The sequence below is a fragment of the Streptomyces sp. ATexAB-D23 genome (assembly GCF_000373645.1).
Taxonomy (GTDB): Bacteria; Actinomycetota; Actinomycetes; order Streptomycetales; family Streptomycetaceae; genus Streptomyces; species Streptomyces castrisilvae.
In genome coordinates, this window is the sequence record NZ_KB892003.1 from 73,130 (window position 1) to 84,590 (window position 11,461).

At 70.8% G+C, this 11,461-nt stretch carries 13 protein-coding genes; 8 read left to right on the forward strand and 5 right to left on the reverse strand.

From position 1 onward, the window contains the following. Positions 1-70: 70 nt before the first annotated feature. Positions 71-241: a hypothetical protein gene (locus B082_RS0105290; protein WP_018550762.1), complete on the reverse strand. Its 171-nt coding sequence runs from the start codon at positions 239-241 to the stop codon at positions 71-73. A 204-nt stretch (positions 242-445) separates the two neighbouring features. Between B082_RS0105290 and B082_RS0105295 the strand changes: the two genes are divergently transcribed. Further along, positions 446-1,048: a flavodoxin family protein gene (locus B082_RS0105295; protein WP_018550763.1), complete on the forward strand. Its 603-nt coding sequence runs from the start codon at positions 446-448 to the stop codon at positions 1,046-1,048. 154 nt (positions 1,049-1,202) lie between these two features. After that, a complete protein-coding gene (locus tag B082_RS0105300) occupies positions 1,203-2,084 on the forward strand; it encodes an RNA polymerase sigma factor SigF (protein WP_018550764.1) in 882 nt (293 codons plus the stop codon). Between the two features lie 57 nt (positions 2,085-2,141). On the opposite strand, the gene B082_RS0105305 is transcribed toward B082_RS0105300, so the two are convergent. Beyond that, the gene (locus B082_RS0105305; protein ID WP_018550765.1) at positions 2,142-2,597 is read right to left on the reverse strand and encodes an Asp23/Gls24 family envelope stress response protein; all 456 of its coding nucleotides are present in this window, start codon (positions 2,595-2,597) and stop codon (positions 2,142-2,144) included. Positions 2,598-2,763: 166 nt separating this feature from the next. Between B082_RS0105305 and B082_RS0105310 the strand changes: the two genes are divergently transcribed. From B082_RS0105310 to B082_RS0105325, 4 genes are all read left to right on the forward strand, one after another. Beyond that, positions 2,764-3,429 carry a TetR/AcrR family transcriptional regulator gene (locus tag B082_RS0105310; protein WP_026249444.1) on the forward strand — a complete coding sequence of 222 codons (666 nt, stop codon included), beginning with the start codon at positions 2,764-2,766 and terminating at the stop codon, positions 3,427-3,429. Between the two features lie 62 nt (positions 3,430-3,491). Continuing rightward, a complete protein-coding gene (locus B082_RS0105315) occupies positions 3,492-4,820 on the forward strand; it encodes an MFS transporter (RefSeq protein WP_051094585.1) in 1,329 nt (442 codons plus the stop codon). A gap of 183 nt (positions 4,821-5,003) precedes the next feature. Continuing rightward, a complete protein-coding gene (locus tag B082_RS0105320) occupies positions 5,004-6,125 on the forward strand; it encodes a lipid II:glycine glycyltransferase FemX (protein ID WP_018550768.1) in 1,122 nt (373 codons plus the stop codon). Between the two features lie 98 nt (positions 6,126-6,223). Further along, positions 6,224-6,745 (forward strand): hypothetical protein, encoded by a 522-nt coding sequence (locus B082_RS0105325; protein WP_018550769.1) that lies wholly within the window; start codon positions 6,224-6,226, stop codon positions 6,743-6,745. Between the two features lie 24 nt (positions 6,746-6,769). On the opposite strand, the gene B082_RS0105330 is transcribed toward B082_RS0105325, so the two are convergent. Continuing rightward, the gene (locus B082_RS0105330) at positions 6,770-7,330 is read right to left on the reverse strand and encodes a hemerythrin domain-containing protein (protein WP_018550770.1); all 561 of its coding nucleotides are present in this window, start codon (positions 7,328-7,330) and stop codon (positions 6,770-6,772) included. A gap of 206 nt (positions 7,331-7,536) precedes the next feature. Continuing rightward, the gene (locus B082_RS0105335) at positions 7,537-8,118 is read right to left on the reverse strand and encodes a TetR/AcrR family transcriptional regulator (protein ID WP_018550771.1); all 582 of its coding nucleotides are present in this window, start codon (positions 8,116-8,118) and stop codon (positions 7,537-7,539) included. A gap of 446 nt (positions 8,119-8,564) precedes the next feature. On the opposite strand from B082_RS0105335, the gene B082_RS0105340 reads away from it, so the two are divergent. Beyond that, a complete protein-coding gene (locus B082_RS0105340) occupies positions 8,565-9,650 on the forward strand; it encodes a saccharopine dehydrogenase NADP-binding domain-containing protein (RefSeq protein ID WP_018550772.1) in 1,086 nt (361 codons plus the stop codon). Positions 9,651-9,754: 104 nt separating this feature from the next. On the opposite strand, the gene thpR is transcribed toward B082_RS0105340, so the two are convergent. Then, positions 9,755-10,369, reverse strand: coding sequence for an RNA 2',3'-cyclic phosphodiesterase (gene thpR, locus B082_RS0105345; RefSeq protein WP_018550773.1), 615 nt, complete (start codon positions 10,367-10,369; stop codon positions 9,755-9,757). Between the two features lie 553 nt (positions 10,370-10,922). On the opposite strand from thpR, the gene B082_RS0105350 reads away from it, so the two are divergent. Further along, positions 10,923-11,141, forward strand: coding sequence for an MbtH family protein (locus tag B082_RS0105350; protein ID WP_026249445.1), 219 nt, complete (start codon positions 10,923-10,925; stop codon positions 11,139-11,141). The last annotated feature ends 320 nt before the right edge of the window (positions 11,142-11,461 follow it).

Genomic DNA, 11,461 nt, shown 5'->3' on the forward strand with positions numbered 1-11,461 from the left:
AACAAGAAAATGGGCTGGGACATGACCGGCGGTCATGTCCCAGCCCATTTTTGTTGGCTGCGGGAATTATTTACCAGCGGTACCAGCGGCCGCGCTTTCCACCGCCGCCCGCCGGGCGTACGACGAAGCCGAGCAGCCACACCACGAGGACGGCGATGGCTATCCACCACAGAGCCTTCAGGGCGAAGCCGGCCCCGAAGAGAATGAGCGCAAGCAGAAGAACCAGAATGATGGGAACCATGGGTATCAACCTCCGAGGCTTCACGTGCCCCGGCCTCCGTTCTGTATTCCTGGAGAATTTCACGACTTTCCTGTGCGCGAACGGGAAGGCGACGTCCCCACCCGCTGTGCCGGGCGGGCAGCACGTGGAACACCCATAGTGGAAAGGGTCCCCGTACCCCCGTACCCCCGTACCCCCGTACTTCCGTACAGAAGGAGACCGATCATGACCCGAGCATTCGCGCTCGTCTGCACCCTCTCCCCCTCCCCGAAGCCGTCGAGCAGCCAGCTCCTGGCCGACCAGATCATGGCCGAACTCGTCGGACTGGGTGTGCGGGGGGAGACCGTGCGGGTCGTCGACCACGACATCCGGCCGGGAATCGCCCCGGACATGGGGGACGGGGACGAGTGGCCCCAGCTGCGCGAGAAGGTGCTGGCGGCGGACATCCTGCTGCTGGCCACCCCGATCTGGCTCGGGCATCCGTCGAGCCTGTGCCAGCGGGTGCTGGAGCGGCTGAACGCCGACATTTCCGAAACCGACGGCGAGGGAAGGCAGTTGCCTTACGGAAAGGTGGCCATGGTGGCCGTTGTGGGCAACGAGGACGGCGCCCACAAGGTGAGCGCCGATGTTTTCCAGGGCCTCAACGACCTGGGCTTCACCCTGGCCCCCGGGGCGGTGAGTTATTGGGTCGGAGAGGCCCAGCACGGGACCGACTACCAGGACCTCGACGAGACGCCCGAGGCCGTCAGGTCCACCACGCATTCGATGGCCGTCAACGCCGTTCACCTGGCCCGGGTCCTGGCCGACGCCCCTTATCCGCCGCGCTGACCGGTGTCCGTCCGGCCTTCGTCCCCGTCCTTGCCGCCGTCGTGTCGGAGAACGGCAGCGGCACACCGTTCGGCCGCCGCGGGTGTGGAACGCATGGCTCCGGGTAGTCGCAGCTTCGCGTATGCGAAAGCATGTGCCGCTCGACGGAAGGGGAATGATCGCGATGTCGATACCCGTATCTGTGCAGGTGCCGGGGACCACAACAGGTGCGCCGGCGGAACTCCCGGAGATCGCCGACCCGTTGAAGGTCGCACCCAAGGACGCCCGCGCGCTCAGCAAGCTGTTCTTCGACCGGCTGCAGAATCTCGAAGAAGGCACGGCGGAGTACCAGTACGCCCGTAACACACTGATCGAAATGAACCTGACCCTGGTTCATTTCGCGTCCGCCCGCTACCGCAACCGCGGCAACGGCCAGATGGAAGACATCATCCAGGTGGGGACCATCGGGCTGATCAAGGCCATCGACCGTTTCGAACTCACCCGCGAAGTCGAGTTCACCTCGTTCGCGATCCCCTACATCGTGGGGGAGATCAAGCGCTTCTTCCGCGACACCACCTGGTCCGTACATGTGCCGAGGCGGCTCCAGGAGCTGAGGGTCACCCTCGCCAAGACCAAGGAGGAACTGGCCACCGCCCAGGGCCGGGAGGCCACGGTCGCCGAACTCGCCGAGCGCCTGGAGATCAGCGAGGAGGAGGTCATCGAGGGCCTCGTCGCCTCCAACGGCTACACCGCGCACTCGCTGGACGTGCCCCTTGACGGGGCGGAGACCGACAGCCCCAGCGGGGTGAGCCGCACCCACGCGGACATCACCGGCGAGTGCGACCCGGGCATCGAACTGGTCGAGAACCTGCACGCCCTGGCGCCTCTCCTGGAGACGCTGGACGACAGGGAGCGCGCCATCGTGGAGATGCGCTTCGGGCAGGAGATGACGCAGTCCCAGATAGGCGAACGGCTGGGGTTGTCCCAGATGCACGTCTCACGGCTCATCGCCCGCATACTCGGCAGGCTCCGCGAAGGCATCCTCACCGAGGACTGAACCGAGGACTGAACCGAGGACTGACCGGAGAACCGGGCAGGGGTCGAGCGGCCTCACCTACTGGACGCGCGAGGTGCTCCCGGACGACTCGTCCTCGTCCTCGTCGTCGTCCGATCCCGGCACGTGGACGTCCGTGACGTTGATGTTGATCTCGACCACTTCGAGACCGGTCATGGTCTCGACCGCGTCCGTGACGTCCGTACGGATGTTGTGCGCGGTGTCCAGGATGGGGATGCCGTAGTCGACGACGATGTCGACATCGATGGCGGTCTGCTTCTCGCCGACCTCCACCTTGATGCCTCGCCCGGGATCGTTGGAGCGGGAGACCTTGTCCTTGACGGCACCGAGTGCCCGCGACGGTCCCGAGCCGACGGAATGGACACCGTCCGTCTCCCGTACCGCGATGCCGGCGATCGTGGAGACCACGCTGTCCGCGATGGTGGTCGTTCCTCGGGAACCGCTCGAATTGCCGCTTTCCAGCCGGGTGCCGCTGACACTTTCGTTGGTCGCCATGAGTTCCTCACATGGAAGCTTGTCGGGAGGGGGATTCGTCCGGGCGGATCACCTTCCGCCACGGTCCGGCCCGTCTTCCACTCTCCTCCGGCCCCCGCCGACCCGCCATTCGGGTGGCCGGCGAGATCTGTAGACAGTGTCTACGGCGACCTGGTAGACACGGTCCATGGATTCTGGAAACCCCTTGCGGGAACGGCTGATCGACGCCGGTGTGGAACTCGTCATGACCGAGGGCTCCGCGTCGCTCGGGCTGCGCGAGATCGCGCGGCGGGCCGGCGTGTCCCACGGGGCCCCGCGCCGCCACTTCCCCACGCACCACTCCCTGCTCTCCGCCATCGCGCGACGGGGCTTCGCCGATCTCGCCCACCGCTTCGCGACGGCGGCCGACCCGGCGGATTCCCCGCGAGCCCGGCTGCGGGCCCTCGCGGACGCCTACCTCGGCTACGCGTGGGAGCACCACGGCATGTTCGAGCTGATGTTCCGTCACGACCTGCTCGACAGCGAGAGTCAGGAGCCGTCCGGCGGGATCCGGGACCCGGAGCGGCCCCGCCTGCGCGAGTCGACCCTCCCGCTCTTCGCGCATCTGGTCGAACTCGTCGCCCAGGACCGCGAGGAGAACGCGGAACGCGGGACCGGCCCCTCCCGCGAGGCCGCCCCGCCGCCGGCCGTGACCGCCGCCGCGCTGTGGACCAACCTGCACGGCTTCGCCGAACTCCGTGCCCGGCGCAGCCTCCAACTCGCCCTGGGCGCCTCGTCGTCCGACGGCGGCGACCTGCTGGAGCCCCTCGTCGCGGCGGTGCTCGACGCCCACCTCGGCCGGGTGAGTCCGTGACGGTGACCGCCGCCCCCGCCCTGCGGCCCCGCGTCGCGCTCGTGGCCTCGGTGGCGGGTGCCATGATCGTGGCGCTGGACGGCACGGTGCTGCTCGTCGCGCAGCCGGATCTGCAACGCGACCTCGGGGCGGACGTGACCCAGGTCCAGTGGACCAGCACCGGCTACCTGCTCGCGGTCGCCGCCTTCCTCGTCATCGCCGGGCGGCTGGGCGACCGGTACGGGCACAAGCGGCTGCTGTTCATCGGCGTGCTCGGCTTCGGCGCGGCCTCGGCGGGCATCACCCTCGCCCCGGGAGTCGGCTGGGTGATCGGCCTGCGTGCCGCCCAAGGCGTGTTCGGGGCGCTCCTGCAACCGGCGACGCTGGCCCTGCTCAGGCTGGTGTACCCGGCCGACCGGCTCGGCGCGGCGGTCGCCGCCCGCACCAGTGCGATCGGGGTGGCCGCGGGGGCCGGCCCGGTGCTCGGGGGAGTGCTCGTCGCGCACTGGGGCTGGCGTGCCGTGTTCCTGATCAACATCCCAGCAGCCCTCGCCATCGCCGCGCTCACCCTCGCCGTACGGACACCTGCGTCGCCGCGCACCGCGTTCCGGCGGTTCGACCTGGCTGCCGGCGCCCTGCTCGCCGCCGCGCTCGCCGTCCTGGTCCACACCCTGGCCGGCGTCCCGGACCACGGGTGGACCGGCGTGCGGACGGTCCTCGGGCTGCTGCTGGCCGTGGTGTTCGCGGCCGGGCTCGTCGCGTACGAACGCCGCAGCGCACAGCCGGTCGTGCCCGCGGTGGTGACGCGCTCGGTGCCCGTGATGGCGTCGATGGCGCTTCTGCTCGTCACCTCGGGCGGCATGTTCGGCGCGCTGTTCGTAGCCACGTTCTTCCTGCAGCAGGGGCTCGGCCTCGACCCGCTCACCACAGGTCTGCGCGTCCTCCCGCTCACCGTGCTCATGGTCCTCGGAGCGCCGGCCGCCGCGGCCGGGGCCCGCAGATTCGGGCCGCGCCGCACCGCCGTCGCGGGTCAGGCGGGCGTCGTCCTCGCCGTCATCGGTCTCTCCCGGCTCTCCCCGGACAGTGCCTGGCCGGAGACCGGCGTGCTCTTCGCGGTGCTGGGCGCCGGGTTCGCCACCGTGATGGTCACCGCCACCGGCACCGTCGTGGGGGACGCGCCGCCCGGCCACGCCGGGGTCGTCGGCGGGCTCAAACAGACGGCCATGAACGTGGGTCCGACCCTCGGGATCGCCGTCGCGGCCGGTCTGATGCCCCTCACCTCGTCCGCCGTCGCCGCCCCGGCGGAGCCGGCCCTCGCGATGTCGGGGCCTGCCATGGGCCAGGCCTTGATGGCGGTGGCGGCACTCGCCGCGCTCGGCCTGGTCCCGGCGTCGGTGCTGCCCGGACGGTGACGTCGCCCGAACGCGCGGTGTCCGGGCGGGGGCACACGGCCCTGCCCGGCCCGTGCCCCGCCCGCGCGGGGCCGTCACCGCGCGGCCCGACCCGCGGCACTCCGCGAAGCGCTCGCGTCGTCGCCCGAGCCGTGCGCCAGTACGCTGCCAGAGGATCACGGCCCGTGAACGAGGAGCAGACCGATGGACCTCCGTTTGAGGACGATCAGCCGGGACGAGCACATGGCGTTCATCGACGGCCTGCCGTCGGCGAGCCACATGCAGGTTCCGTCCTGGGGCGGGGTGAAACCCGACTGGCGGGCGGAGAGCCTCGGATGGGTCGACGCCGAGGACCGGATCACCGGCGCGGCCCTCGTGCTGTACCGGCCGCTGCCGAAGCTCGGCCGTCACCTCGCCTACCTGCCCGAGGGTCCGGTCATCGACTGGTACGACGACGACCTCGGCCGGTGGCTGGATCCGCTGCTGGGCCACCTCAAGAAGCAGGGCGCGTTCACCGTGAAGATGGGTCCACCGGTCGTCGCCCGGCGCTGGGACGCGGCCACGGTGAAGGACGCGATCGCCGACCCGCGGGCCCACCGGCTCGGCGAGGTCGAACCCACCACCCGCGATCCCCGCGCCTTCGCGCTCATGGACCGCCTGCGCTCCCTGGGCTGGCAGCAGTCCGGCGGAGCCGGCGCGGACGGATTCGCCGCCGGACAGCCGCGCTACGTCTTCCAGCTCTCCCTCGCCGGCCGCTCCCCGGACGACATCCAGCGCGGCTTCAACCAACTGTGGCGCCGCAACGTCAGGAAGGCCGAGAAAGCCGGCGTCAAGGTGGTCCAGGGCGACTACGCCGACCTCGACACCTTCTACGCGCTCTACACCGAGACCGCCGCCAGGGACCGGTTCGTCCCGCGCCCGCCGGAGTACTTCCGGCGCATGTGGAAGGCCCTGACCGCCGAGGACCCCGACCGCATGCGGCTCTACCTCGCCGAACACGACGGGGAGGTGCTGGCCGCCGCCACCATGCTCACCGTCGGGCAGCACGTCTGGTACTCCTACGGTGCCTCGACCAGCCGAAGGCGCGAAGTCCAGCCCAACAACGCCATCCAGTGGCAGATGATCCGCGACGCCCACGCCATGGGCGCACACGTCTACGACTTCCGCGGCACGACCGACACGCTGGACGAGAGCGACCACCTGCTCGGTCTGCTCCGCTTCAAGGTGGGCACCGGCGGGGAGGCGGCCGAGTACGTGGGCGAGTGGGACTACCCGATCAGCAAGATCCTGCACAAGGCGTTCAGCCTCTACATGGCGCGGCGCTGAGCTTCACCCCGGGGGGCCGAACGTGCCCTGGGTCATACGGGTCCGGCGCGGCGGCGCAGTAGTCTGCTCGGCGATCCAGCACCCGAGGGGACGCCCCGATGCCCGCAGACCTTGCTCCGCTCATATCCGCCACCACCCAGTGGCTGACCCGCGCGTTCCCGTCCGGCGGCGGCGCGCTCACCGCTGCGCTGGCCGAGGCGCAGGCCCGCCAGGCCGTCACCGTCGCCGCCTGGCTGCGCTACCCCACGGACCTGGATGCCGCCCTGGTGACACTGGTCGGTCCCGGCGGCTCGGCGCGCCTCGACGCGCTCACCGGGGCCCGGGGCGACGGGGCGGCCGACCAGCGGGAGCCGGCCTGGCGGAGCTGGGTCGACGAGGTCGTCGCCAGCTGGGCGGCCCATCTGCTCACCGCACCGGAAGCCGCCGGGGAAGCGGTGCGGGCCCTCGAAACGTGCGAGCACACCTGTGCCGGACCCGCCGAGTTCCGCCGGCTGACCGAACCGAGCGCCCACGATCTGGCGGCCACGGCACTGCTGCGCCACCCCGATCTGCTGGAGCCGATGGCCCGCCTCCACTACGCCGGCCTGCTCGACCGCCTGGAGCGGGCCCGCACCTGCTGACCGCCCGGCGCGGCCACGGCGGGGTCAGCCCTTGCCGCGGCCGGAAAGAAGATCGCGGGCCCGGTCGACCAGCCCGGCACCGGGGCCGAGGACCTTGTTGCCGGGCGGGGTGTCGGGGGCGGAGGGGTGCGGACGGGTCGGGGCGGTCTTCTTGGCCGCACGGACCCTTTCCCCCAGCGTGTCCAGGGCCTCCGGGGAGCAGGCCGCCGCGAGCAGCGGGAACAGCCGGCCCTCCTCGTCGCGCACGTGCTCGCTGACCTCGAGCTTCAGCTTCGCCACCAGGTGGTCGAACTGCGGGTCGTCCGCGGGCAGCCCCTCCAGCTCCTTGAGGTGCTGCTCCACCTTCGCGTGGTCGGACAGCTCCTTGTCCGCCATGTCGTCCCCGTCGTCCACGAACCTGCGCACGGCCGGGTAGAGGTGCATCTCCTCCGCCACGGAATGGCGGACCAGTTCGATGGTCAGCTGGTCGGCCAGCTTCCTGCGCCGTTCGTCACCGACCGGCTGCTTCTCGATCTCCGCGAACAGTTCGTCGACCTCGCGGTGGTCCGTGGTGAGTTCCGCGATCACGTTGCCGCCGTGTCCCATCAGAGAAAACCCTCTCCGCTTGTGTGGTGCCCGTCGTGTTGGTGCGAGCCGAAGCCAGCTCACCGTTCCACAGGGGTACCCCCGAACCCCTCCAACACACGGAGCCACGCCTCACGCTGGGCAGCCTGGCGTAACCGCACCCGCCCGGGTCGCGTACGCGGGACGAACCCACCGGCCGGGAACGGCGTCGGCGCCTGCGCGGCGGATCAGTGCCGGGGCACGGCGTCCGTGGCCACGGCTTCCCTCAGCGCCGTGGCCGCCGTCCGCAGACACGACGGGAAATCGAGCTGTCCCCGGGCGTCGATCCATCGGCCGAACGCGTTCTGGAAGGCGACCACGGCGATCTGAGCGACCAGACCGGCCCTGTCGGGTGGTACGCCGCGCCGCGTCAGCCCGTCGCGTATCGCCATGGTGAGGGTGGCGAGCTTGGTGCGCTCGCGTTCCTGCAGCTCCGCGCTGCTGTCGATCACGGCGCGGCGCTCCGCGGCCTGATCGACGTGGGCGACGAGCCGGGAGCCGACCCGGGAGAGGGCGTCGAGGGCCGCGGCCAGCGGGGAGGCCGCCTCGTCGGCGTCGAGCAGCGCGTCCGAGACTGCGACGGGCAGCTGTTCGGATCCCGCGAACAGCACTTCGCGCTTGTCGGGGAAATAGCGGAAGTACGACCGCCGGGTGATCCCGGCGCGTTCGGCGATCTGGGTCACCGTCACGCCCTCGTAGCCATGCTCCTGGAAGAGTTCCAGCGCGGCCTTCTTGAGGCGCTCCTGCGTACCGGGATCCCATCTCGCCATGCCCCGACCCTAAGGGCTGTCCCGCAATTCCTGGCGGATCAGCGCGCGGCGTCAGATGCGGTGCATCGCAAGGCGGAGAGGCGCCCGCATACTGGATGTATTCGGGCGTTTCGACAACGCGGCGAGGTGCCGTAGCTGACGTCGTGCGCCCGCCAGGAATTGCGGGACAGCCCTTAGTGCCGTGGCAGCCAAGGTGTGCCCCGTCGCGACGCCCGGCACGCACTCTCGCCGCACCGGACGAAAGCCCGAGTGCGGTCCAGCACGAGGGCTTCCGGCCGGCACGCCGGGAGCACGCACCGGACGCCGCTCCCTCCGGGCAAACCTTGGCTGCCACGGCACTGGCAAGTGATGTCTCAGTGTGTCATCGGTGCTAGCCTGGGTGATGACACAGTGAGACATCACTTGGTGCGGGACGTGTGGGGCCCGGACCGGCGGAAGGAGCCGGCATGACACCGGACACGAGGACCGATGAGGTGTGGATTCTGGGAGCCACGGGCCGGATCGGCCGCGCGGTCGCCGCTCGGCTGGCGGCCAGGGGCATCGATCCCGTCCTGGTCGGGCGGGACCTCGGGCGCCTGCGCGAGGCCGCGACGGCCCTCGGCCGGGGCGGCGATTCGAGGATCGTGCAGGCCGATACGGCGGAGCGCATCGCCGCCCGGATCGGCCAGGAGCGTCCCGGGGTGGTCGTCAACACCATCGGCGACTACGCGGCGACGGCCGCACCGATCGCCCGCGCTGGCATGCCGGGCGGCCACTATGTGGATCTGGCCGCCGACCTGGTCGCCGTTCCCCGGCTGCTCGGCCTGCACCAGGACGCGACGGAGGCCGGCAGCGCACTGGTGACCGGCGCGGGCTTCGGCGTCCTGGCGACCGAGGCCGTGGTGGTGAAACTGTGCGAGGGCCGGCCCACCCCGCGCGAGGTGCGCGTCGACGCGCTCGCCTCGGTGGCCATGGAAGCCGGAGCCGTCGGTGCCGCCTTCGCGGCCACCTCCGTCGATGTGCTGACCAGCGGCGGACGCCGCTACCGCGAGGGCCGGCCGGTCAGGGCCCGGCTCGGCGCCGGCCCGCTCACCCACACCCTCCCGGACGGGCAGACGGTGAGGTCCGCCGGCCTGCCCTCGGGAGAGCTCCTGGCCGCCCAGCGGGCCAGCGGGTCTCCTTCCGTCACCGCGACCTCCGCTCTCGCTCCCGCCTCACCCGCCGTGCGGGCCGTGCTCCCCGTTCTCGGGGCCCTCCTGTCCATCCCGGCCCTGCGGCGTCTCGCTGTCAGCCGGATGGCCGGGATGCGCATGAAGGCCGCCCCGATGCCCCGGCGGCACTCCTGGGGACACGCCGTGATCACCTGGCCCGACGGCACAAGCCGCGAGGGCTGGCTGCGCGCCGGTGACGGCATGGACTACACGGCCGATGTCGCCACCGAGGCCGCCGTGCGGCTGGTGCGGGGCGAGGGCCGGCCCGGTGCGCACACGCCGGCCGCCGCGTTCGGCCCGGACCTCGCCACCGCGGCGGGCGGCGACTTCATTCTCGACTGAAGCCTCAGCCGAAGGTGAAGCTGAAGCAGAGGGTGAGGTGAGCTCGCGGCCGTCCGGCCGGTGCCGATGCCCGGGGCGTGGTCCGCGTGTCCGGTCCTCCCGTTTCAGCCCTCGACGCTCCGCGTACCACCGAGCGGCCACGCCGCCATGTCGCGGTAGCGGATCTGCTCCTGGCCGCGCCCCGCGTTGCCGCCGACCAGGTGGAGCCGCTCGGCGTGCCAGGTGTGGCCGCGAAACCCGTCGAGCCGCGCGGCGATCTCGGACGCCGAGGTGTGGTCGCCCCGGCGGACGCGGGCCAGGGTCAGGTGGGGCCGCAGGGGCCGGTCCTCCAGGGTGACGCCGCAGTCCTTGACCACGGACCTGACGCCGGCGGCGAGGAGATGCAGGGCGTCGAGGTCTCCGGCGATCCCGCTCCACGCCACCCGCTCGTCGAACGTCCCGCCGCCGTGCAGCGACAGACGGGGAGAGCGGTGGGCCGCCGCGAGGTCCGCGAGTGGAGGGCGGAGCAGCGGAACGGTCCGGACCGGGAGTTCGCCCAGGAACGCCAGGGTGATGTGCCAGTCCTCGACACGGTTCCACCGCACGTGGGGGTGTGTGCCGTACAAGGGGCGCAGCTCCTGGGCGAGTTCCTCCTTCGCCGGGTCGGGCGGGGCGAGGGCGATGAACACGCGAACGGTCGCGGGCGGGTTCTGTTCGTTCACACGGCATTCGTATCCCATGCTCTCCGAGCCGCTTCCGCCGGGCAGGCGGCACCACCACAGAGAACCTTACGCACGGTGATGGAAATGGCCATTGATTCGGAGCGGGGCGCGCAACCGGCGCACGGGAGCGCGATGTGATCGGCGTGTGTCCGAGGGTCTGGGGGCGTACGCCGGCGGTTATCCGGATTTGCGCGGGTCGTATTCAGCGAAACGTGAACAATCAGGACACGGGGTGGCTGAATGTTTTCGTAGAAGTGGGCCTGGCATATGTCTCCGGCCGGCCTGGGTGCGTGTCGCGGCCGTGTGCGGCCATAAGTAATGGGCTGAATTTGTCCCTTTGGCTGTCGGGCGTCATCTATGGTGATTGGCGTGAACGGGCGAAGCCGGGAAGCCGGCTCGGCCATCGGTGTTACGCCGGTATCCCGAGACGTAACGTATCTCCGCCCGTGCGGCCGAGATCGTGGCGGAAGGGGCGGGCGGCTCGGCGGTGGGCCGGGGGAAATCCGTACGGCAGGCCCGTATCCGTCCGAAGAAAATGTCGTGGCATGTGTGAAACAAGTGGGGGACGGTCGTGGCCAATCCTTTCGATGACGAGTCGGGTCGGTTCGTGACGCTGGTGAATGGCGAGGGTCAGTACTCGCTGTGGCCCGCGCACATCGAGATCCCGGGCGGCTGGAGCGTCGGCGGTCCGGAAGGATCGCGGCAGGAGTGTCTTGACGCGATCGAGGCCGCGTGGACCGACATGCGGCCCGCCGGCCTGGTGCGGGCGATGGAGGCCGACGCCGGATAGGGCGGTCTCGGGGGCTGTCGAGGGTGCGCAGGCCGCCCGGTCCGGGGCGGTCCCGCTACTTCTCCTTGATCTGATCGACACTGCTCGCATTCGAGCAAAATCGATCAAGTGAGCGTGCTGATCGGTCGCGCCTCGGCTGAAAATGTTCATGCCGCCTTCATGCGGCTTTCTCGAATCACTGATGGACTGCCCAGGGGCATGTCCTCAATACGCGAAGACAGCGGAGTTTCCTCGCGGGTACCGGAGCCGGAGGGTGCTCCGTCGGTGCCCGATGCCCGGGGCGGCGATGTCTCTCTTCGCTTTACCCGCCCGTTGTCGGC

Excerpts from the sequence above, each read along its gene's own strand:
- B082_RS0105300 (WP_018550764.1), top strand. The coding sequence starts at position 1,203 with ATGATCGCGATGTCGATACCCGTATCTGTGCAGGTGCCGGGGACCACA.
- B082_RS0105295 (WP_018550763.1), top strand. The coding sequence starts at position 446 with ATGACCCGAGCATTCGCGCTCGTCTGCACCCTCTCCCCCTCCCCGAAG.
- B082_RS0105325 (WP_018550769.1), top strand. The coding sequence starts at position 6,224 with ATGCCCGCAGACCTTGCTCCGCTCATATCCGCCACCACCCAGTGGCTG.
- B082_RS0105305 (WP_018550765.1), bottom strand. The coding sequence starts at position 2,597 with ATGGCGACCAACGAAAGTGTCAGCGGCACCCGGCTGGAAAGCGGCAAT.
- B082_RS0105320 (WP_018550768.1), top strand. The coding sequence starts at position 5,004 with ATGGACCTCCGTTTGAGGACGATCAGCCGGGACGAGCACATGGCGTTC.
- B082_RS0105340 (WP_018550772.1), top strand. The coding sequence starts at position 8,565 with ATGACACCGGACACGAGGACCGATGAGGTGTGGATTCTGGGAGCCACG.
- B082_RS0105335 (WP_018550771.1), bottom strand. The coding sequence starts at position 8,118 with ATGGCGAGATGGGATCCCGGTACGCAGGAGCGCCTCAAGAAGGCCGCG.
- B082_RS0105330 (WP_018550770.1), bottom strand. The coding sequence starts at position 7,330 with ATGGGACACGGCGGCAACGTGATCGCGGAACTCACCACGGACCACCGC.
- B082_RS0105290 (WP_018550762.1), bottom strand. The coding sequence starts at position 241 with ATGGTTCCCATCATTCTGGTTCTTCTGCTTGCGCTCATTCTCTTCGGG.
- thpR (WP_018550773.1), bottom strand. The coding sequence starts at position 10,369 with ATGGGATACGAATGCCGTGTGAACGAACAGAACCCGCCCGCGACCGTT.
- B082_RS0105310 (WP_026249444.1), top strand. The coding sequence starts at position 2,764 with ATGGATTCTGGAAACCCCTTGCGGGAACGGCTGATCGACGCCGGTGTG.
- B082_RS0105315 (WP_051094585.1), top strand. The coding sequence starts at position 3,492 with ATGATCGTGGCGCTGGACGGCACGGTGCTGCTCGTCGCGCAGCCGGAT.